Source organism: Mycobacterium sp. JS623, from assembly GCF_000328565.1.
GTDB lineage: Bacteria > Actinomycetota > Actinomycetes > Mycobacteriales > Mycobacteriaceae > Mycobacterium.
The window spans coordinates 4,323,569-4,345,676 of sequence record NC_019966.1; the positions used below are offsets into that span (position 1 = coordinate 4,323,569).

The window sequence follows — 22,108 nt, forward strand, 5'->3', positions numbered from 1 at the left end:
CTAATCGGTGGGATCGTCGCCGTCGGTCATGAGTTTGATCAGCTCGGCGCGCGAGCCTGTCCCCAGCTTGGCGAATGCACTGTGCAGGTGGGCTTTCACCGTGTGAGGCGTGACGTGCAGCTGCTCTGCCACGGACCGGTTGGTCACGCCCTGTGCGATGAGGTTGACCACCCTGAGTTCGGAGTCGGTGAGACTGTCCCAGCCCGCTTTTACCCGCGGATGGCTGACAATGCGACGTTCCACCCCTAACCGGCGCAGCGCGCGGCCCACCCGGCGCGCATCGGCGAGCGCTTCGTGGTGCAGGTAGGTGTCGAATGCGGCATTCAGCTGAACCAGCGCCATGTCACGCCGATCGGTGCGTGCGAATTCAGCGCCGGCGTCCTCGGCAGCCGCGGCGTACAGCAGCGGCCGCGACAACGGATGAAGCACATCCGCGGCAGCCAGCAGTGCCTGGGCGTCACGTTCGACTATCCCGCGGGCGTGTTGAGCTACCCCCGAGAACAACGGGATCGCCGGCCGCTCACGCTCGAGCAGCTCGGTGGCCTGCAGGACACGTGCGCGCAAGCCGGCGTCTCCGGCGGCCGAGGCAACCCGCGCTGCCAAGATCACTTGATCTAAGACCTGGGTCCAGATTGGTGATTCGTACAGCGTGATGTCGCCGCCCAGCCAGCGCATCGCGTCATGGACGTCGTCGCGCTGCCACGCGGCCAGCGCCAGCACGTGCGCCGCTCCCCGACGTACCAGAGTTGAGCCGGTGGGGTAGGCGTCGCGCGCGTCATTGGCCATCTGCTGCAACAGGTTTCGGTCATCGGTGCGAACCGCCACCTCGGCCAGAATCATCGTGCGGATCATGTCCCCCGGGGTCGCGCTTGTTGCCTGTCGGGGCGGCAGGGATTCTGCTGCGACGCGCGCAGCAGACAACCCGCCCGCCGCTAGGTGGACAACCCCGTCAAGCGCGGCCCAGATTGCGAGGGCCATTGCGTTGCCTTCTCGGCGGGCTTGCTCTGTTCCGTCAGCGATCGGGGCCGCAGCCTCGTCCAACCGGCCGACCGCCGCCAGCAGGTGCGTGTAGCGGATTGCAGCCAAGTCATGTACTGCGGCCACCCCACTCGGGGGGGCGAGCACGGAAAGCTCGCCGAGGCGGCGTAGGGCACGGCCCACGTAGCCCTTCCCCTCGTCGAGCACAGCGAGGGTGATATCGGCCATGAGCCCGGCCTCGAGATCACCAGTAGCTGCCGCGGCCGCAGCAGCCTCGTTGGCCGCCGCGCGCCAATTCCCAGACTGGTCAAACGTCAGGTTGTACGCCAGCCAGGCCAGATGCCGGGCCCTGGTGACCTCGCTGATGTCGTTCAACTGCAGCGCTCGACGATTCTCCTCCACGCGCCGCTGGGTGCTGTGCTTGGTGAGCGTCGCGCGGCGCAGGCGGATTTCGGCCTCCTCTTGGGGCGACGCCGCCTCCGAGAGCGCCGCAACGGCCAACTCTTCGGCCTCCGCATAGCGGCTCGCGCGGTTGAGCAGGACCACAGTTTCGGCAACCAGGAGCCCGCGGTCAGCGTCTTGGGCGGGCAAAAGCTCCAACGCGCGCTTGCTCAAATCCGCGGCCGCACTGGCATCACTGTGGCCAACCGATTGCGCGGCTTGGCGCAGCGTGTCGATCGCCTCCCGGTCCCCGAGCTCGGCACTGCGCGCCAGCTGGGTGGCCACCTCGGCCGGTGCCGCGCCCATACCCAGCATGATCGACGCCGACTGGCGCTCCATCGCCCGGCGCAGCGACTGCGGCAAGGATTGTCGGGTGGCCTCGCGCACTAAGTCGTGCCGAAACCTCAGCTGCTCCCCGTCTTCGACGAGCAGATCCGCGCGCACCGCCTCATGGACCGCCGCCATCAACGAGGACGGCTGGCGCTCCAGCATCGCGGCCAACAGACCCGCCGAAAACCGGTCGGGCAACACCGCGGCCACCCGCACCACCTCGCCGGCAATGTCGGATAGGTGATCGAGGCGCTGCTGCATACCGGCGCTCAGACGCCGTGGCAGCCCGTGTCCAGCGGCCACCGCCCGCCCGCCGCTGACGGTGAGCCGGCCCTCCTCCCCCAGACCCCCGACCAGCTCGCTGACCAGGAAGGGATTTCCGTGCGCCTTGGCGGCCAGAGTCAACAACGACTCATCGGCGTTGGCCCGCACCGCATCACAGACCATGTCGGCGACCGCGCCCGCCGACATCGCGGCCACCCGCACTACTGCGGCATTCGCACCTTGCAGCACCGACAAGGTCTCCTGCACGGCTGGGCCGCCGGCCCCGGTGCGGACGGTCAGCACCCACAGCACCGGCGTACCCGGGCGCACGGCCAGCGATCGCAGCGCCAATAGCGTGCTGTTATCGGCCCAGTGGATGTCTTCCAGCACAATGGCCAATGGGGTCTGGGCCGCCGCCGCGGCGATTGCGTCGGCCAGATCGTGCACCACCCAATACCGCAGATCGGCCGAGCCGCCCAGCCGCCGCAGCGCGTCGGCATCTCCGACCGGGGGATCGGCGCGCAGCGTCGCCATGAACAGTGAGAAGAACGGCACCGTCTGCTGATATTCGAATGCCTCACCGAACAAGGTGCGCACCCCGGACTGGTCGGCCAGCGCCATCACCTCGGTCAGCAACCGGCTCTTCCCGATGCCCGGTGGCCCCTCGATGACCAGCACACCCCCGCGCCCCTGCGCCAGCGCGGTCACCAGCGCGCCGATCACCTTCAGCTCGTCCGCCCGGCCCCGGATCGGCGGCGCTGCGGGCCGCTGGGCGCCGACATCAAATCGGCCAGTTGAAGGCCGCACCGGATGTCCTGTCTACCGTCTACTGGACTGCTGCTGCCAGTTCGGGTCATTGTAGGCATATGCCCACGTCGTTGGCCCGAATTACTGTCGATCGTCCGACGTACGCGCGATCTGGGCAGCGCCTCGGCCGCTACGTGGGATGGTCGCCGTCGGTCATGAGTTTGATCAACTCGGCGCGGGAGCTTATCCCGAGTTTTGCGAATGCAGTGTGCAGATGGGCTTTCACCGTGTGAGGCGTAACGTGCAGCCGCTCTGCGACGGAGCGGTTGGTCAGGCCCGTCGCGATGAGGTTGACCACTTTGAGTTCGGAGTCGGTGAGGCTGCCCCAGCCTGCCGTTGCCCGCGGCTGACTAACAATGCGACGTTCCACCCCAAGCCGGCGCAGCGCGCGTCCGACCCGGCGCGCATCGGCGAGCGCTTCGTGGTGCACGTACATGTCGAATGCGGCATTGAGTGGATTGACCGCCTCGTCACCACGGTCGGCAGATGCGAGTTCACGGCCGGCGTCCTCGGCGGCCGCGGCGTAAAGAAGCGGCCGCGACGACGAATGCAGGATGTCCGCGGCAGCCAGCAGTGCCTGGGCATCGCGCTCGAGGATCCCGCGGGCGTACCCGGCCACCCCGGCGAACAACGGGATCGCCGGCTGCTCCCGCTCGAGCAGGCCAATGGCCTGCAGGACACGTGCGCGCAAGCCGGCATCGCCGCCCGCCGACGCCACCCGCGCCGCCAAGATCACCTGATCTAAAACCTGGGGCCAGATTGGTGATTCGAACAGCGTGATGTCGGCGAGCCAGCGCATCGCGTCATGGACGTCGTCACGCTGCCACGCCGCCAGCGCGAGCACGTGCGCCGTTCCCCGACGTACCACTGATGAGCCGGTGGAGTAGGCGTCACGCGCATCATTGGCGATCTGCTGCAACAACGTTCGGTCATCCGTACGCGCCGCCACCTCGGCTAGAATCAACATGCGGATCATGTCCGGCTCGGTCACGGCTGTCGGCTGTAGAGGCGGCAGGGACTCGATCGCGGCGCGCGCAGCAGACAACCGGCCCGCCGCAAGATGGACACCCCCGTCCATCGTGGTCCACATATCAAGGGCCATCGCGTTGCCTGCCCGGCGGGCTTGCGCCATTCCGTCGGCGATCTGGGCCGCAGCGTCGTCCAACCGGCCGACCACCGCCAGCATTCGCACGTAGTGGTTTGCGGCCAAGTCATGAGCTGCGGTCGCAGGACTCGTGCGGGCGAGCGTGCAAAGCTCCTCGAGGCGGCGTACCGAGCTGCCCGCGTACCCCTCACCATCGTCGAGCAAAGCGAGGGTCACGTTGGCCAGGATCCTGGCCTCAAGATCACCGGTCGATGCGGCGGCGGCGGCCGCCTCGTTGGCCGCCGCGCGCCGATCCTCACCTTGGTCGTGCAACGCCAGGTTGTAGGCCAGCCACGCGAGATGCCGGGCCCTGGTGACCTCGCTGATGTCGCCCAGCAGCAGCGCTCGACGGTTCTCCTCCACGCGCCGCTGTGTGCTGTGCTTGTTGAGCGTCGGCAGGCGCAGGCGGATCTCGGCCTCCTCTTGGGGCGACGCCGCCTCCGACAGCGCCGCGACGGCCAAGTCTTCGGCCTCCTCGTAGCGGCTGGCCCGGTTGAGCAATTCCACCGTTTCGGCGACCAGCGACCCACGCTCAGGATCGTGGGCGGCCAACAGCTCCAATGCGCGCTTGCTCAAATCCGCGGCCGCACTAGCATCGCTGTGGCCAACTGATCGTGCGGCTTGCCGCAACGCATCGATCGCCTCTCTATCCCCCGGCTGAGCACTTCGCCCGAGCTGGGTGGCCACCTCGGCCGGGGCGGCACCCATATTCAGCATCACCGACGCCGCTTGGCGCTCCATCGCCCGGCGCAGCGACCGCGGCAACGACTGCCGGGTGGTCTCACGCAACAAGTCGTGCCGAAACCTCAACCGCTCCCCGTCTTCGACGAGCAAATCCGCGCGCACCGCCTCCTCAACAGCCGCCATCAACGAGGACGGCTGGCGCTCCAGCATCGCGGCCAACAGACCCGCCGAAAACCGGTCGGGCAACACCGCGGCCACCCGCACCACCTCGCCGGCAATGTCGGATAGGTGATCGAGGCGCTGCTGCATACCCGCACCCAGACGCCGTGGCAGCCCGTGTCCAGCGGCCACCGCCCGCCCGCCGCTGACGGTGAGCCGGCCCTCCTCCCCCAGACCCCCGACCAGCTCGCTGACCAGGAAGGGATTTCCGTGCGCCTTGGCGGCCAGAGTCAACAACGACTCATCGGCGTTGGCCCGCACCGCATCACAGACCATGTCGGCGACCGCGCCCACCGACATCGCGGCCACCCGCACTACTGCGGCATTCGCACCTTGCAGCACCGACAAGGTCTCCCGCACGGCAGGCCCGCCGGCCCCGGCACGGACGGTCAACACCCACAACACCGGCGTAGCCGGGCGGGTGGTGGCCAGCGACCGCAGCGCCATCAACGTGCTGTTATCGGCCCAGTGGATGTCTTCCAGCACAATGGCCAACGGGGTCTGGGCCGCCGCGGCATGAATCGCGTCGGCCAAACCGTGCACCACCCAGTAGCGCAGATCAGCCGAGCCGCCCAGCCGCCGCAACGCCTCGGCATCTCCCACCGGGGGATCGGCGCGCAGCGTCGCCATAAACAGCGCGAAAAACGGCGCCGACTGCTGATACTCGAAGGCCTCACCGAACAAGGTGCGCACCCCGGACTGTTCGGCCAGCGCCATCACCTCGGTCAGCAACCGGCTCTTCCCGATGCCCGGTGGCCCCTCGATGACCAGCACACCCCCGCGCCCCTGCGCCAGCGCCGTTACCAGCGCGCCGATCACCTTCAGCTCGTTCGCCCGGCCCCGAATCGGCGGCGCTGCGAGCCGCTGGGCGCCGACATCAAATCGGCTGGTTGAAGGCCGCACCGGTGTCCTGTCTACCGTTCGCTGGGCCGCCACTGCAGTGCAGGTCATTCTACGCATCCGCCCACGTCATTGGCCCGATTCGGGGTCGAGTGCTCTACGCACGCGCGATCTGGGCAGCGCCTCGGCCGCTACGCGGGATGGTCGCCGCCGGGCATGAGTTTGATCAACTCGGCGCGGGAGCTTATCCCCAGCTTTGCGAATGCAGTCTGCGAGTGAGCTTTCACCGTGTGAGGCGTAACGTGCAGCTGCTCTGCCGCTGACCGGTTGGTGGCGCCCGTCGCGATCAGGTTGACCACTCTGAGCTCGGAGTCGGTGAGGCTGTCCCAGCCCGCTTTTGCCCGCGGCTGACTAATAACACGACGTTGCACCCCTAACCGAAGCAACTCCGCGGCGGCCTCGAGTGCTTGGGCATCATCCTCTAGTATCCCGCGAGATTGTTGAGCTACCCCCGTGAACAACGGGTTCGCCGGCGGCCGACGCCACCCGCACACCCAGGATCACCAGATTAAGACCTCGGCAACAAGTGGTGATTCGAACAGGGCGATGCCGCCCAGCCAGCGCATCGCTTCATGGACGTCGCCGCGCTGCCATGTCGACCGGTTCTCGCCGCGGCGCGTGCTGTCAACGCAATTCGGCGCGCTCGCCGTCTCGCTCGGCCTCAACACTGTCGTCGGCACGCCGTGGCTCCTCGCCCTCATGGTCGGTGCGGCCGGCGGCAGGGGTCGGTTTGTTCGGCTGGGTCGCTGCCACGGCCATCGCCGCAGGCGCCATTGCGCCATGACCATCACCGTCGCCGTGCGGCCGAAAACCCGGTCACTAGGCTGAGTCCGTGTCTGATCCAGTACTGGTGCAGGTCGACGATCACGTCGCCCTCATCACGATCAACGACCCGCAGCGCCGTAACGCCGTCACCGCCGAGATCTCGGCCGCCCTGCGAACCGCGGTCGACGCCACAGAGGCCAACGCCGATGTGCACGCGCTGATCGTCACCGGAGCAGGCAAGGCGTTCTGCGCCGGCGCCGATCTCACCGCATTGGGCGCCGCGACCGAGGACGGCCTGCGCGTCATCTACGACGGCTTCCTCGCCGTAGCCAACTGCGCACTGCCGACGATCGCGGCGGTCAACGGCGCGGCGGTGGGCGCCGGTTTGAATCTGGCGCTGGCCGCTGACGTCCGAATCGCCGGTCCCGCAGCGCTTTTCGACCCCCGGTTCCAAAAGCTCGGCATCCATCCCGGTGGCGGTGCCACCTGGATGCTGCAACGCGGCGTCGGCCCGCAAGTCGCCCGCGCCTCACTGCTTTTCGGCATGCGCTTCGACGCCGAGGCCGCGGTGCGCTACGGATTGGCACTCGAAGTCGCCGACGATCCCGTTGCGGCCGCAAGGAAACTCGCCGCCGGACCGGCTGCCGCGCCCCGCGACGTGGTGATCGCCACCAAGGCCTCCATGCGGGCGACCGCCAACCCCGGCGTCCTCGACACCGAACAGCACCGGATCGCCGTCGACACCGAGCTGGGGCCGCAGGCCACCTCGATCACCTCGCCGGAATTCGCCAAGAGACTCGCCGCCGCCCAGCGAAAATGACCCGATCGTCAGAAAAGCCGCCTACGCTGCTACCGGGCCGGGTCACCAAAGGAGCAGGAAATGAAGAAGCTGGCAGCTGTGCTGTTCACAGCAATGGGAATGGCGGTTGTGCCGGTGGTCATCTCACCGGTCGCCGACGCCGACATCTGCGCCGGCGCACACGGACGCCATGTGGGGGTGGGCGGCTGCACGAACATCGCCGGTGACGTGGCGACCGGGGTTGCCATAGCGGCGGCCACCGATCCGTACTACCCCGGCGAAATACCGTGCTACACGGTCGAAGGCGTGCCTTACTTCACGCCAGACGGCGACCCCTGCTGATCAGAGATCAAGAAGCGCCAGCTCCGGCGCCTCGATGAGGTCGCGTAGTTCGCCGAGGAACGCGGCCGCAGCAGCGCCGTCGACGATGCGATGGTCGAACGCACACGTCAGCGACATCATCGGCCGCGCAACCACTTCGCCCTCGACCACGACAGGGCGCGGCTTCAGCGAACCCATCCCGAGGATGGCCGCCTCCGGATAGTTGATCACCGGAACGCCCTCGTCCAATCCGAGCGCACCAAAGTTCGACACCGTGAACGTCGACCTTTGCAACTCCGACGGTTTCAGCGTGCCCGCCCGCGCATCACGGATGAGCCGCGCTACGACAGTGGCGAGTTCCCGCGTGGTCTTGTCCTGCGCGTCGCTGACCACGGGCACCAGCAGCCCGCGCGGGGCGGCCACCCCGAAACCCAGATGCACGGCGGAATGCAGGTGGATCTGCGGCCCGCCGGTGGTGTCCACCCACGTCGAATTCAGGTTCGGGTGGTGTCGCAGCGCAATTGTCAAGAGCCGCAAGGTCAGCACGAACGGCGTGATCGGCGACTCGTCGTCGGTGGTGTCGCGCAAGCGATCGCGTATCCGGATCAGGCTTGAACAGTCGACCTGAACACCGGCGTGCGCATCGGGTATCTGCCTGCGCGACAACGTCATCCGGTGTGCCATCTCCGCCTGCACGCCGCGCACAGCGACCATCTCAGGGGTTGGCGCCGATCTGCCCGCGGCCGCGAGCACATCCTCGCGTGTGATTACCCCATCCGCCCCGCTGCCCGCCACGACCGAAAGGTCGACGTTCAGCTCGGCGGCCAGCTTACGCACCGGCGGCTTGGCCCGCGGCCGCTCACCGACGGATCCGCGTCTGCTGCTGTCCATCTCGTCGTCGGCGCCATAGCCGACCAGAACAGGTTTGCGCTTCGGGGTTTCGTCCTTCGAAGCCGTTGCAGCCGGAGCTTCAGTGGCAATGCGGACCAGCAGCGTGCCGACGTTCAGCGTGTCGCCCTCGGCGCCGCCAAGCTCAACGATCCGGCCCGCATACGGACTGGGAATCTCGACTTCGGCTTTGTTGGTCTCGACCGTGCACAATGTCTGGTTCAGTTCGACATCGTCACCGACCGCGATGCTCCAGCCGGTGATCGTCGCGTCCTCGAGACCCTCACCCAAATCAGGAACCAGGAATTCCTTGACTGTGCTCACGGCTGCTCCATCGCCCGCTCGACGCAGTCCAACACTCGGTCCGGGCCCGGCAGCCACAGTTTCTCCAACCGGGCCGGTGGATAGGGCGTGTCAAACCCGGTGGCCCGCAAGACCGGTGCCTCAAGGTCGTAGAACAGCTCCTCCTGAATGCGGGCGGCCAGCTCGGCCCCGAAGCCAAGCGTGCGCGGGCCTTCGTGCATCACGATCGCGCGTCCGGTCTTGCGCACCGAGTCGGCGACGGTATCGAAGTCGAGCGGATTCAACGACCGCAGGTCGACCACCTCGAGACTCCACCCACGCTGGTGGGCAAGTTCCGCCGCGCTCAGCGCAGTGGCGACCAGCGGGCCATACGTCACCACCGTGGCGTCCGTACCGACCCGACGCACTGCCGCCCGCCCGATCGGCAGTGCCGGAGTGCGGGTGTCGACGACCTCACGGGTCCAGTACCGCCGTTTCGGCTCGAGATAGATCACCGGGTCGCGGCTCGCAATCGCCTGCCGCAGTAGCCAATACGCGTCAGACGGTGTTGACGGCACCACCACCTTGAGCCCCGCGGTGTGCAGCCAGTAACTCTCAGTGGACTCCGAATGATGTTCCACCGCGCCGATTCCGCCGAACGACGGAATGCGGATGGTCACCGGCATGTCGACGTCACCGTGAGTGCGCATCCGGTACTTGGCCAGATGGCTGACCATCTGATCGAACGCAGGTGCGGCGAATCCGTCGAACTGGATCTCGGGAACCGGCAGGAAGCCACGTATTGCCAATCCGATCGCGATGCCGATAATGCCCGACTCCGCGAGCGGGGTGTCGAAACACCGTTGCTCGCCGAAGGTTTCGGTCAGTCCTTCGGTCACCCGGAACACACCGCCGAGTGTCGCGACGTCCTCGCCGAACACCAGCACCCGGTCGTCGGCCGCCATCGCGTCGTGCAGACCGCGGTTGATCGCCTGCGCCATCGTCAACGTCGGCGCCGTCTGTAACGGCGTGAGAACCGGTCCACGCGGCTCGGGTACATCGTCGCCGTGCATCGGGGGCCGTTCGATGATCTGTGTCATGTCACGCCTCCTTCGCCAACTCGTCGCGCAGCTGTTCTCGCTGCCTTATCAGGTCGGGCGTGATGTCGTGGTAGACCGTGTCGAACATCTCGGTGATATCGAAATCGTCTGCGCCGACCATTGATTCGCGCAACTCGGTCCGCACTCGCTTCGATCTGGCTTCGACGCGTTCCTCCAGCCGCTCCGTCCACACCCCGATGCCGTGCAAATAGGTGCGGTACCGGTCGATCGGATCGAGGGCGGCCCAGTGAGCGACTTCCACCTCGGAGCGGTAGCGCGCCGGATCGTCGGACGTGGTGTGCGGACCCATCCGATAGGTGATGGCTTCGATCAGCGTTGGTCCACCGCCGTCGCGGGCCCGCTGGGCGGCTTCAGCGACCACCGCGAAGCACGCCAGTACGTCATTGCCATCGACACGAATGCCTGGCATCCCATAGCCGATAGCCCTATGGGCGATCGACGGGGCAGCCATCTGATGGCTGACCGGCACCGAGATGGCCCAGCCGTTGTTCTGGACGAGGAACACGCACGGCGCATTGAAGACCGCCGCGAAGTTCAGTGCCTCGTGTGCGTCGCCCTCGCTGGTGGCGCCGTCGCCGAGGAAGGCCAGCGTGATGGAATCCTCGCCGAGCCGCTGGGCGCCCATCGCCGCCCCGACTGCGTGCAGCCCGTGGGTGCCGATGGGGATGGAGATCGGCGCGCAGCACCGCTCGGTGAAGCCGAGCCCGCCGTGCCACTTGCCCCGCCAGACGGCGCCCATCTGGGCTGGGGTGATGCCGCGCAACAGGAATGCACCGATCTCGCGGTACTGGGGGAACAGCCAGTCGGTTTTGCGCAGGCACGCGGCCGCCCCGATTTGCGCGGCCTCCTGGCCGCGGCACGACGCGAACAGCGCCAGCTCACCCTGGCGTTGCAGGTTGATGAATTCGCTGTCGAGGCCGCGAGTGACGACCATCAGCTCGTAGAGCCAGCTCAGTGTTTCTGGGGGTAGATCGCGGCTGTAGCGATCTTCGGCTGTCGGTGACCCGTCGGGGTCCACCAGCCGGATCGGCGCGAGATCGACGCTCGCAGCATCCGCAGACAGAGCCATACCGCCTCCTTCAGGTCCCAGTCGCGGCATGTTTCGCCGTTAGACCGTGAGGTGCTCAGCGCGGAGGCGGTCAGAGCAAAATCCCTGGTGAGGGGCTGTCTGACAGCTACCGGGGTGTGGAGCGGATCAGACCATGCGCTCTGCTCGCCCCAACACTGGGGCAATTCCCATTATGCGCTCGAACACCGATCGCGCCCGCTCAACGCGTGCCCGCGGCGGGACGTGTCGCGTCGGTACTAGTCAGCGTCGTGCGGCGCGAGCGCGACGATCCGTTCCGCCCGCCGTAGCACGGGGGCATCGACCATCAAGCCGTCATGCTGGAACACGCCCCGCTCGGCTGCTGCCCGGGCGAGGACCGCGCGCGCCCAGTCGACCTGCTCGTCGGTCGGCGCGTAGCCGGCGCGTATGGCCGCCACTTGCGACGGGTGAATCGCCACCTTGGCGTCGAACCCGACGGCCACCGCATCGTCGACCTCCGCGGCAAGGCCGTCGAGGTCCTTGATGTCGAGGTACACCGAGTCCAGCGCCATCCGTCCGAATGCCTTGGCGGCGAGCAGCGTCTGCGACCGCACGTGCCGGGCTACCTCGCGGTAGCTGCCGTCCGGATACCGGTTGGCAGTACCACCGAGCACTGCGAAGAGGTCTTCGGCACCCCACATCAATGCCAGCGAGTTTTCCATCCGGGCGAGTTCGTTGACCGCCAGCGCGCCTAACGGCGTCTCGATCAACACCACCACATCCAGTGGCGCGAGGTCGCGAATCTGCTGCGGGTCTTCGGTCTTTGCGAGCATGACGGTGGAGTACGACGTGCTCTTCAGCGCTTCGAGGTCGAGTTGATGGTCGGCGGTGGCGCTCGGGTTGATGCGCACGACGGTGCGCTCGGGGTCAAGCGGCGTTTCGATCAACGCCTTGCGAGCCGCCTCCCGATCCTTGGCCGCAACACCGTCCTCGAGGTCGAGGATCACCACATCGGCTGCCGCGGCGGCCTTTTCGAATCGCGCTGGCCGGTCGGCCGGGCAGAACAACCACGCCGGCCCGGTCTGCGTCAGCGCCATTTACTCCTCCGGCTTCTTGCGCACCATGGTCTTGCGCGATGCGGTCGCCACAATATCGCCATGCTGATTGCGGCCGGTGTGGGCGAACGTCACGATGCCTTCGCCGGGACGGCTCTTGGACTCCCGCTTGTCGGTCACCTCAGTCTCGGCGTACAGCGTGTCCCCATGGAACAGCGGCTTGGGGAACGTGACCTCACCGAAGCCCAAGTTGCCCACGATCGTGCCCTGCGTCAGCTGCGCCACCGACAACCCGACCAGCGTCGACAGCGTGAACATCGAATTCACCAGGCGCTGGTTGAACGGCGGCAACGCATCGGAGAACGCGGCGTCGAGATGCAGCGCCTGGGTGTTCATCGTGAGCGTGGTGAACAGCACGTTGTCGGCCTCGGTGATGGTGCGACCGGGTCGGTGCTGATACAACACACCGGTCTCGAATTCCTCGAACCACAGCCCGCGCTGGACGACGATTCGTTTGTCTGTCACAGACCCGCCTCGCGCGCGATCAGCATCAGTTGCACTTCCGTTGTCCCCTCGCCGATCTCGAGGATCTTGCTGTCTCGGTAGTGACGCGCGACGGCGTACTCGTTCATGAACCCGTAGCCGCCGAACACCTGGGTGGCGTCGCGGGCATTGTCCATCGCGGCCTCGCTGGCCACCAGCTTTGCGATCGCCGCGGCTTTCTTGAACGGCTTGCCCGCCAACATGAGTGCGGCCGCGTCGTAGTAGGCGGTGCGCGCGGCATGCGCGCGCGCCTCCATGCGAGCGATCTTGAACGCGATGGCCTGATAAGTGCCGATCGCCGCGCCGAACGCCTCGCGCTCCTTCGCGTACTTCACGCATTCGTCGACGCAGCCCTGTGCGGCGCCGACCGACAACGCCGCGATGGCGATACGGCCCTCGTCGAGGATGCGCAGGAAGTTGGCGTAGCCGCGGCCACGCTCACCGAGCAGATTCTCGGCGGGCACCCGGACGTCGTCGAACGACAGCGGGTGGGTGTCCGAGGCGTTCCAGCCGACCTTGTTGTACGCGGGCTCGGCGGTGAACCCCTCGGTGGGAACGGGCACCAGGATCGACGAAATCTCCTTGCGGCCACCGGCATCGCCCGTGACGGCGGTGACGGTCACCAGTTTGGTGATGTCGGTACCCGAGTTCGTGATGAACTGCTTGGACCCGTTGATAACCCAATGCCCGTCGTCCAGCTTGGCCGTGGTCTTGGTAGCGCCCGCATCGGTGCCGCCGCCCGCCTCAGTCAACCCGAATGCGCCGAGTGCCTTGCCACTTGCCAACAGCGGCAACCATTCCTGCTTCTGCTCTTCGTCGCCGAAGCGGTACACCGGCATCGCGCCCAGAGATACGCCCGCCTCCAGCGTGATCGCCACGCTCTGGTCGACCTTGCCGAGTTCCTCGAGCGCAAGGCACAGCGCGAAGTAGTCGCCGCCCATACCGCCGTACTCCTCGGGGAACGGCAGACCGAACAAGCCCATGTCGGCCATCCCGGAGACCACTTCGTATGGGAAGGAATGCTCCTCGTCGTGTTTGGCGGCGACGGGTGCGACCACACTGTTGGCGAAGTCGCGCACCGTCTTGGCGAGCTGTTCGTAGTGATCCGGCAGCAGCCCGGTTGCCAAAAAGTCAGTCATTGGCTTCTTCTCTCGCGATTATGCGGGCCAACGGCTGGCCCACCTTGACCTGGTCGCCGACACCGACGAGTAGTTCAACGGCGCCGTCGACCGGCGCGGACAGTGCGTGCTCCATCTTCATGGCCTCGACGGTGACGACGACGGTACCTGCCGCCACGCTTTGGCCGTCTCCGACACCTACGGCCACAACGGATCCGGGCATCGGGCTGGTCAACTCGGCGTCGCCGCTGTGCTCGTCGTCCGGCCGCACCGGTGCTTCGCGGACTTCCTCGAGCATCGCGGTGCGACCGCTGCCCGATAGCCAGATCTGGCCATCTGTCGCCGCCACGAGGTAGTCGGTGCGCAAGCCGTCAAGCGTGACGATGAGTCGATCATCATCCAGAGACGCAGTGAGCGAACGTATTTCGCCATCTTCTACCCGCACGGTGCCCGCGTTCGGTGTGCCGGTCAGATAGACGTGATCGGTGCGCTCACCGGCGTGCAGCCGAAAGATCGTCGGCGCCCGCTGCCCCACGCGCCAGCCCGAGGGCACCTCCCAAAGATCGCTTACCGGAGTCGGCCACAAGCGCAGCCACTTGTAGGCCGCCGCGGCGATCAACTCGTCGTCGCCGTGCTCGGGCGCGGCGTAGTCCGAGGTGCGGCGGTCCAGCAGCCCCGTATCGAGGCGCCCAGCCGCGACGTCGGCATCGGCGAGTAGGAACCGCAGGAAATCGATGTTGGTGGTGACGCCGAGCACCGCGGTGTCCGCCAATGCGCGGTCGAGAGCACGAAGCGCTGCGGACCGGTCAGCGGCGTGCGCGATGACCTTGGCCAGCATCGGGTCGTACTCACTGCCGATGACCATTCCCGCCGCAAGGCCGGAATCCACACGGACACCGGGCCCCTCGGGCTCGGCGAGGTCCAGCACGTCGCCGCCGGTTGGCAGGAAGCCGCGCGCGGGGTCCTCCGCGTACACTCGCGCCTCGATCGCGTGGCCGTGCATCGCGATCTCGTCCTGCGTGATCGGCAGCTTCTCCCCCGCCGCGATGCGGACCTGAAGCTCGACCAGGTCGACGCCGGTGACCATCTCCGTGACTGGGTGCTCGACCTGAAGGCGGGTGTTCATCTCCATGAAGAAGAACTCGTCGGGCCGGTCGGCGGACACGATGAACTCGACGGTGCCTGCACCGGTGTACTCGACACTTCGGGCGGTGTCGCACGCGGCTGCGCCGATCCGTGCCCGGGTCGGCGGGTCGAGCAGCGGCGACGGCGCCTCCTCGATGACCTTCTGATGGCGCCGTTGCAGGCTGCACTCACGTTCACCGAAGTGCACGACGTTGCCGTAGCCGTCGGCGAGCACCTGTACCTCGATGTGTCTGGGGTTCAACACAAACCGCTCGAGAAACAGCGTGTCATCGCCGAACGCCGACGCCGCCTCGCGCCGTGCGCTGGCCAGCGCCGCACCCAACTCCGAAGGCTGGTGCACCACCCGCATGCCCTTACCGCCGCCGCCGGCCGACGGTTTGACCAGCACGGGATAGCCAACCTCATCGGCGCCCGCGACCAAGTCGGCGTCCGTCAATCCGGGGCGGGATACGCCGGGCACGACCGGCACGCCGAACGCGGACACCGCGGCCTTGGCGGTGATCTTGTCGCCCATCGTCTGGATCGCCGCGGCCGGCGGCCCGATGAACACGATGCGCGCGGCTTGCAGCGCGCCAGCGAATTGCGCGTTCTCCGAGAGAAATCCGTAGCCGGGATGGACGGCCTGCGCGCCGGTGCGCTGCGCGGCCTCGACCACGGCTTCGATGTTGAGGTAGCTCTGCCGCGCAGGCGCGGGCCCGATGTTCACCGCGACGTCCGCCTCAGCGACATGGCGTGCGCCAGCGTCGGCGTCGCTGAACACCGCGACCGAACGAATCCCCATCGCGCGCAGCGTGCGGATGACCCGCACCGCGATCTCGCCACGGTTGGCAACCAGAACGGTGTGGATATTCATCATCACATCCTGAACACGCCGTAGGAGACCGACTCCAGCGGCGCCCGCCCGACGATCGAAAGCGCCAGCCCCAGAACGGTTCTGGTGTCGGCAGGGTCGATCACGCCGTCGTCCCACAATCTGGCCGTCGAATAGTAGGGGTTGCCCTGGTCTTCGTACTGCTGACGGATCGGCGCCTTGAACTTCTCTTCCTCTTCGGCGGTCATCTCGCCACGTACCGTCGCGAGCACCGAGGCGGCCTGTTCACCACCCATCACCGAAATCCGCGCGTTGGGCCACATCCACAGGAAGCGAGGCGAATACGCTCGCCCGCACATCGAGTAGTTGCCCGCACCGTACGAGCCACCGATGACGACAGTCAGCTTCGGTACCCGTGCACAGGCGACTGCGGTCACCATTTTGGCGCCGTTTTTGGCGATGCCGCCAGCCTCATAGTCACGGCCGACCATGAAGCCCGAGATGTTCTGCAGAAACAGCAACGGCGTGTTCCGCTTGTCACACAACTCGATGAAATGTGCACCCTTCAAGGCGGATTCGCTGAACAGCACACCGTTGTTGGCGACGATGCCCACGGGGTGACCATGGATGTGCGCGAAGCCGGTGACCAGCGTGCTGCCGTATTCGGTCTTGAATTCGGCGAACTCGCCGCCGTCGACGATCCGGGTGATGACCTCGTGCACGTCATATGGCACCCGCGGATCGACGGGCACGACGTCATAGAGCTCGGTCTGGTCGGCGACCGGGTCGACCGACGCCAGCACGTCCCATGGCAGCTCGGTCCGTGGTCCGAGCGTCGCGACGATGCGCCGCACGATCCGCAGCGCATCGCGGTCGTCGTGCGCCAAATGGTCTGTGACACCGGATGTTTTGGAGTGCAGATCACCGCCGCCGAGTTCCTCGGCCGTGACGACCTCGCCGGTGGCGGCTTTGACCAGCGGCGGGCCACCCAAGAAGATGGTGCCCTGGTTGCGCACGATCACGGCCTCATCGCTCATCGCAGGCACATAGGCCCCGCCCGCAGTGCACGAGCCGAGCACCGCCGCGATCTGCGGGATGCCCTCCGCGCTCAGGTTCGCCTGGTTGTAGAAGATGCGGCCGAAGTGCTCGCGGTCGGGAAACACCTCGTCCTGGCGTGGCAGAAAGGCGCCGCCCGAGTCGACGAGGTAGATGCACGGCAGCCGGTTCTGGCCGGCGATCTCCTGCGCGCGCAGGTGTTTCTTGACGGTGATCGGGTAGTACGTGCCGCCCTTCACGGTCGCGTCGTTGGCCACGATCATGCATTCTCGGCCTGAGACTCGGCCGATGCCCGCAATCATTCCGGCGCCGGGGCATTCGTCGTCGTAAATGCCGTCGGCGGCAAGCGGTGCCAATTCGAGGAAGGGGCTACCGGGGTCGAGCAGACCGTCCACCCGGTCGCGGGGTAGCAGCTTGCCGCGGCTGACGTGACGCTCGCGGGCGCGCTCGGAACCACCCAGCGCGGCTGTCGCCAGCTTGGTGCGCAACTGGTCGACCAGTGCGAGGTGCTCGTCGCGGTAAGTACGCTGCGATGTCCTCATTCAGGACCCGTTCGTTTGAGTTAATGACGACTAACTCATGGTATGTTAGTCACGATTAACCGAGTTGTCCACGGGGGGTCCAGATGGCGGCACCTGCGACCACGCGGCGCGGCCGGGCGAAATCCGATCGTCGCAGCCAACTGATCGCCGCGGCCGAACGCCTCGTCGCCGAACGGGGTTATCTCGCCGTGCGCCTCGAGGACATCGGCGCAGCCGCGGGCGTGAGCGGCCCTGCGATCTACCGACACTTCCCCAACAAGGAGGCGTTGCTCGTTGAGCTGCTGGTCGGCATCAGCACCCGGCTCCTGGCCGGTGCCACGGCCGTTGTCGAAAAGGCCGCCGACTCTGCGGATGCGTTGGAGGGGCTCATCGACTTCCACTTGGATTTTGCGCTCGGAGAGTCAGATCTGATCCGCATTCAGGATCGCGATTTGGGTCACCTGCCACCGTCGGCCAAGCGGCAGGTGCGTAAGGCCCAGCGGCAGTACGTCGAGATCTGGGTCGACGTGCTCCGGCGGTTGGACGACACACTCAGCGAGGCCGACGCCCGGCTGATGGCGCACGCGACATTCGGGTTGTTGAATTCCACACCACACAGCGTGAAACCCGGTGGCGCAAAAGCGGCCGAGGCCAGCTCGCGTTCCGTCTTACGGGCAATGACGGTTGCGGCGCTGACCTCGGCCGGTAGTGCCGGGCGTTAGTACCAGACTCTCCTGCCGCCGACGGGCCGTCCGACGGATCCGAGGATCCAGAACACCGCGCCGATGACAATCAACACAACGCCGATATAGGTCAGGACCGACATCCCGAACAGCAGCCCGAGGATGAGCAGAATAGCTCCCAGAACAATCATGGCTTACTCCATTTCTTTGAATTATTAACTGCCAGTTGATTACTGGCTTGGCTCGGGCAGGTTGCAGTTCGTCACCTTCGGATTGACCCCTGCATAGTTCAAAGGACCGACGACAACCGTGAGGGCAATGGTCCCCGCTGTCGCGCAATTGTTTTCAGAATTTCTGAAGTAATCGCGTTGGTAAGCGGCGAGCACCCCGATCAGCAACCACACGAGCACGATGACGCCGAGAATTCCGCCACCTCGCATGCTCCGCCTCCATCCGTGTATTGCACCAACTCTGGCGCGCAGCAGCGGTTTACCCGGCGGACAATTTGTCCAAACCTTCGACCAGCTACGGATTGATCACGAAATCCGGGCGGGCGCGAACGCCGCGGTGAGCCAGCCGCTCATGGCCCTGACCAGCACAGAGCGGTTCTCGCGTCGGACGATCTCGTGACCGTCGTCGTCGAAGACGAGCAGTTCGGCGCTGCGGCCAAGCGCACGCAACGCGTCGTACATTTGCTGCGATTCGGTGGGCGGAACATTGGTGTCGTTCAGGCCATGCACGAGCAGAAGCGGCGCGGTCAACGCGTGCGCGCGCAGCAGTGGCGACAAGCGGTCGAGCAGGTCGCGGTCGCCGACCGGATGGCCGTACTTCGAGTGGGCGGCTGCGGCGATCCACGGTTCGGTGGTGCGGTACCAGGTGTTCAAGTCGCTCATCCCGCAGATGCTGATTCCGGCGGCAAACAGGTCGGGATGAAAGGTGAGTGCCGCCTGGGTGAGGTATCCGCCGTACGACCACCCGCAGCAGGCGATGCGATCACCGGGGGCGACGCCGGACTCGATGAGATAGCGTGTCGCGTCGGCGACGTCGTCGATGGCCGCGAAGCGCCGCTCCTTGTCGTCGGCGTGCATGAACGCCCGGCCGAATCCACCGGAACCGCGCACGTTCGGAAGAAACACGGCGATGCCCAATTCCAACAGCGGCGGGAAGAACTCGTTGTAGCCGGGCCTGCCCTGCCCTTCCGGGCCGCCGTGCAGGAAGATCATCGCGCCGATCGGATCGATGCCATCCGGTGGGCGGAACAACCAACCGCTGAACTCCAGCCCGTCGCGCGCGGTCATGACCTCGAGCGTCGGGTCGGCGGCGACGGGCCCGCTGCTTGGCTCCCTGTCCACAGGCTCCCATTCGCGGGTGCGCGGGTCGACCAGCTCGACCGTCGGCGGCATCGACGGGCCCTCCACCGTCATCGCGAGCATCGACCCGCCGGCGCTGATGCTCAACTCGCTGGCCACCATGCCGGGCAGTGGAATCGGCTCGTGCAGCGTGTTGTCCGCGAGCTCGAGGATCTGTAATTCGCTGGCGCCGTTGATGTTCCATAACATCGCGACCGTCGACAGATCGTCACTGACGGTGAAATCGTCGAGTTCGTATCCAGGCCTCTCGGCAAGCACCTGATAGGACACGCCGTCGGGGATCGCGGTGACCTCCAGCAGCCGGGCGTGCTCGGCGCCGTTCTCGCTGCGGATCAAGGCACGCACATATCCTTCTGCGCTGTTGACTCCGTAGGTCTTGGCCGGGTGGTAGAGCTCGGTGAGTTCACCCTCCAGCCCCGCCCGCAGTCGGCGCGGGTGGTGGTCGTCGAGAATGATCCCTGCATCGGTGGTCGATCCGGGATCATATGGCAGCAAAGCGATTTCGGTCAGGCCGCGAAGCATGATCAGATCGCGGTAGCCGCGCGGGCCGACCCGCACCAGCGACGCGCCCGCCCACGCGTCGACCAGCCTGCCGCCCGAGCGGCGGTCGAGCACGACGGTGCTGCCGTCAGCCGGATCGATCAGACATGAGCTGCCGATGCCGTCTTCGCCGGTGAGGATCGCGGCGACTTGTGTTCCGTCCCAAGCGATCAGCTCAGCGGTGCCTTCCTGCATTCCGGCGGGCCAGCGGTCGATGCGACGTGCGTCGCGGTCGTCGGGATCGGTTGTCACTACCCAGATCTGGCTTCGGGTGGCACCGTCGGGTGCGACCTCGCATGCCAGCCAGTGGCCGTCGGCGGAATGCAGCACGCGGGTGACGGCGCCCTCGACGGGCAACTCGACGTCGCGCGACGAACTCGCCCGCCAACCGCGCAAGAACCGCTGCACGGCTCGCGGGAAGCCGCCGTCGTCGACAAGGTGGGCGAATGCGGTCGCGTCCGGCGACATCGATGCTCCGTAGACCCGACGGACCTGCGCTCCCACGAGACTAATTTTCCATACTCTGCAACCACATTTCGAGCACGGCAAGTTGCCAGAGCGCGTTGGCGCCGAGCGTCGTACGCGTGTCGTTCGGGGCGGCGAGCAGCGCGTCGACGGTTTCCCTGCGATACAGACCGCGGGTCCGGGCGGCGTTGTTGGTCAGCGCGTCGCGGACCATGTCCAGCACGTCGCCGTGCAAGTGCCGGATGCCGGGGACCGGGAAGTATCCCTTGGTACGGTCGATCACCTCGGCGGGCAGCAGCGCCCGCGACGCGTCCTTAAGCACACCCTTGCCGCCCGATGCCAGCTTCAGCTCGGCCGGACAGCTGGCAGCCAGCTCGACGAAGTCGTGGTCGAGGAACGGCACCCGGGCCTCCAGGCCCCACGCCATCGTCATGTTGTCCACCCGCTTGACGGGGTCGTCGACAAGCATCACTTGGGTGTCGATCCGCAGCGCTGCGTCCACCGCGGTCTCGGCGCCCGGCGCGAACTGGTGTGTCATGACGAACTGCCGACTCGGGTCTTCGTCGGCAATCGCGAACTCTGGAGCATAAATTGCCAGCACGTCGGAGTGGCCGCGGTCGAAGAATACCTTCGCGTACGCCTCGGAGGTCTGATCGCGGGCCACGTTGGCCAGGGGCGGGTACCAGTCGTAGCCGGCCAGGATCTCGTCGGCGCCCTGGCCGGACTGCACCACCTTGACCGACTTGCTCACCTCCTGTGACAGGAGATAAAACGCGACGCAGTCGTGACTGACCATCGGTTCACTCATCGCTGCAATGGTTTTCGGTACCGCAGGCAGCAGCCGCGAGTTGTCGATATGAATGCGGTGGTGGTCGGTATCGAAAGTCGTTGCAATCAGGTCGGAGTAGAAATACTCGTCCCCGGACTCGTCCCCCACCGAGTCGAATCCTATGGAATAGGTGGCCAGACCGTGCTGGCCATGCTCGGCCAGCAGCGCTACCACGATCGACGAGTCGATGCCGCCGGACAGCAGGACGCCGACCGGAACGTCGGCGACCATCCGCCGTTCCACCGCCGTGCGCAGCGCGTCCATCAGCGCCTCCTGCCAGTCGCGCGGGGTCCAGGACACCCGCGCCGGGTCGCGCTCGAAAACCGGTCTCCAATAGACGGTGTCTGACTGTGTGCCATCCGGGTGGATCACCCGTACGGTCGCCGGCGGCACCTTTCGCACGCCGCGATAGATGGTGCGCGGAGCAGGCACCACCGAGTGAAAGCTCATGTAGTGGTGCAGCGCGTGCCGGTCGAGCTCCGTGTCGACGTCGCCGGCGTCGAGCAGGGCGCGCACGGTCGAGGCGAAACGCAGCCGTCCCGGCGTTTCGGCCACATACAGCGGCTTGATGCCGAGCCGATCGCGCGCGAGTGTAACGACGCCGGTTTCGCGCTCGGCGATCGCGAATGCGAACATGCCCTTGAAGTGATCGACGCAGTCGGTCCCCCACCGGTGGAACGCCTTTATCACCACTTCGCTATCAGAACTCGAAAAGAATTGGTAGCCAGTGGCTTCCAATTCGTTGCGCAGATCCCTGTAGTTGTAGATACAGCCGTTGAAGACCAAGGTCAGCCCGAGGCCGCTGTCCACCATTGGCTGGGCGCCGCGGGCGGACAGGTCGATGATCGACAGTCGTCGGTGTCCGAGCGCGACGGGTCCGTGCGCCAAGACGCCGTCGAAATCGGGGCCGCGCGAGACCATGGCACCGGTCATCCGAGTCACCGCCGCCACGTCAGCAGACCGTCCGTCGAAGCGGATTTCTCCGCAGATGCCGCACATGT

At 66.5% G+C, this 22,108-nt stretch carries 17 protein-coding genes and 1 pseudogene; 3 read left to right on the forward strand and 15 right to left on the reverse strand.

Translation table 11 applies throughout. From position 1 onward, the window contains the following. The 3 genes and pseudogenes from MYCSM_RS21110 to MYCSM_RS38350 form a co-directional block, all read right to left on the reverse strand. Entirely contained in the window at positions 1-2,820 is a 2,820-nt protein-coding gene (locus MYCSM_RS21110) for an ATP-binding protein (protein ID WP_015308202.1), read from the reverse strand. Positions 2,821-2,950: 130 nt separating this feature from the next. After that, entirely contained in the window at positions 2,951-5,770 is a 2,820-nt protein-coding gene (locus tag MYCSM_RS21115) for a helix-turn-helix transcriptional regulator (protein WP_015308203.1), read from the reverse strand. A gap of 128 nt (positions 5,771-5,898) precedes the next feature. Beyond that, a pseudogene (locus MYCSM_RS38350) lies at positions 5,899-6,366 on the reverse strand (helix-turn-helix transcriptional regulator); the annotation flags it as partial. 233 nt (positions 6,367-6,599) lie between these two features. On the opposite strand from MYCSM_RS38350, the gene MYCSM_RS21125 reads away from it, so the two are divergent. Together MYCSM_RS21125 and MYCSM_RS21130 are read left to right on the forward strand one after the other, a co-directional pair. After that, positions 6,600-7,352, forward strand: a complete 753-nt coding sequence (locus MYCSM_RS21125) for an enoyl-CoA hydratase (RefSeq protein WP_015308204.1) — start codon at positions 6,600-6,602, stop codon at positions 7,350-7,352. A 60-nt stretch (positions 7,353-7,412) separates the two neighbouring features. After that, on the forward strand, positions 7,413-7,673 hold the full coding sequence (locus tag MYCSM_RS21130; RefSeq protein WP_015308205.1) for a hypothetical protein: 261 nt from the start codon (positions 7,413-7,415) through the stop codon (positions 7,671-7,673). On the opposite strand, the gene MYCSM_RS21135 is transcribed toward MYCSM_RS21130, so the two are convergent. The 8 genes from MYCSM_RS21135 to MYCSM_RS21170 all read right to left on the reverse strand — a co-directional run bounded on the left by MYCSM_RS21135 (position 7,674) and on the right by MYCSM_RS21170 (position 17,241). Beyond that, a complete protein-coding gene (locus MYCSM_RS21135; protein WP_015308206.1) occupies positions 7,674-8,864 on the reverse strand; it encodes a dihydrolipoamide acetyltransferase family protein in 1,191 nt (396 codons plus the stop codon). It lies immediately after the preceding gene. Then, on the reverse strand, positions 8,861-9,922 hold the full coding sequence (locus tag MYCSM_RS21140) for an alpha-ketoacid dehydrogenase subunit beta (protein ID WP_015308207.1): 1,062 nt from the start codon (positions 9,920-9,922) through the stop codon (positions 8,861-8,863). Before MYCSM_RS21140 ends, MYCSM_RS21135 begins: the two co-directional genes overlap by 4 nt. Position 9,923: 1 nt before the next feature. After that, positions 9,924-11,012, reverse strand: a complete 1,089-nt coding sequence (pdhA, locus tag MYCSM_RS21145; protein WP_015308208.1) for a pyruvate dehydrogenase (acetyl-transferring) E1 component subunit alpha — start codon at positions 11,010-11,012, stop codon at positions 9,924-9,926. A gap of 236 nt (positions 11,013-11,248) precedes the next feature. After that, a complete protein-coding gene (locus MYCSM_RS21150; RefSeq protein WP_015308209.1) occupies positions 11,249-12,067 on the reverse strand; it encodes an HpcH/HpaI aldolase/citrate lyase family protein in 819 nt (272 codons plus the stop codon). Further along, complete coding sequence (locus tag MYCSM_RS21155) at positions 12,068-12,550, reverse strand: MaoC family dehydratase (RefSeq protein WP_015308210.1); 483 nt, start codon at positions 12,548-12,550, stop codon at positions 12,068-12,070. Further along, positions 12,547-13,707 (reverse strand): acyl-CoA dehydrogenase family protein, encoded by a 1,161-nt coding sequence (locus tag MYCSM_RS21160; protein ID WP_015308211.1) that lies wholly within the window; start codon positions 13,705-13,707, stop codon positions 12,547-12,549. The genes MYCSM_RS21155 and MYCSM_RS21160 overlap by 4 nt, the downstream gene beginning before the upstream one ends. Then, positions 13,700-15,685 (reverse strand): acetyl/propionyl/methylcrotonyl-CoA carboxylase subunit alpha, encoded by a 1,986-nt coding sequence (locus MYCSM_RS21165; RefSeq protein WP_015308212.1) that lies wholly within the window; start codon positions 15,683-15,685, stop codon positions 13,700-13,702. The genes MYCSM_RS21160 and MYCSM_RS21165 overlap by 8 nt, the downstream gene beginning before the upstream one ends. 2 nt (positions 15,686-15,687) lie before the next feature. Next, entirely contained in the window at positions 15,688-17,241 is a 1,554-nt protein-coding gene (locus MYCSM_RS21170; protein ID WP_015308213.1) for a carboxyl transferase domain-containing protein, read from the reverse strand. Positions 17,242-17,324: 83 nt separating this feature from the next. On the opposite strand from MYCSM_RS21170, the gene MYCSM_RS21175 reads away from it, so the two are divergent. Further along, on the forward strand, positions 17,325-17,942 hold the full coding sequence (locus MYCSM_RS21175; protein ID WP_015308214.1) for an SACE_7040 family transcriptional regulator: 618 nt from the start codon (positions 17,325-17,327) through the stop codon (positions 17,940-17,942). On the opposite strand, the gene MYCSM_RS36745 is transcribed toward MYCSM_RS21175, so the two are convergent. From MYCSM_RS36745 to MYCSM_RS21190, 4 genes are all read right to left on the reverse strand, one after another. Further along, entirely contained in the window at positions 17,939-18,094 is a 156-nt protein-coding gene (locus MYCSM_RS36745; protein WP_015308215.1) for a DUF6131 family protein, read from the reverse strand. The two genes, MYCSM_RS21175 and MYCSM_RS36745, sit on opposite strands and share 4 nt — an antisense overlap. 39 nt (positions 18,095-18,133) lie before the next feature. Further along, a complete protein-coding gene (locus tag MYCSM_RS21180; protein ID WP_015308216.1) occupies positions 18,134-18,343 on the reverse strand; it encodes a hypothetical protein in 210 nt (69 codons plus the stop codon). A 96-nt stretch (positions 18,344-18,439) separates the two neighbouring features. After that, entirely contained in the window at positions 18,440-20,281 is a 1,842-nt protein-coding gene (locus tag MYCSM_RS21185; RefSeq protein ID WP_015308217.1) for an alpha/beta hydrolase family protein, read from the reverse strand. Positions 20,282-20,321: 40 nt separating this feature from the next. Beyond that, positions 20,322-22,106 carry an N-acetylglutaminylglutamine amidotransferase gene (locus MYCSM_RS21190; RefSeq protein WP_015308218.1) on the reverse strand — a complete coding sequence of 595 codons (1,785 nt, stop codon included), beginning with the start codon at positions 22,104-22,106 and terminating at the stop codon, positions 20,322-20,324. Positions 22,107-22,108: the final 2 nt, after the last annotated feature.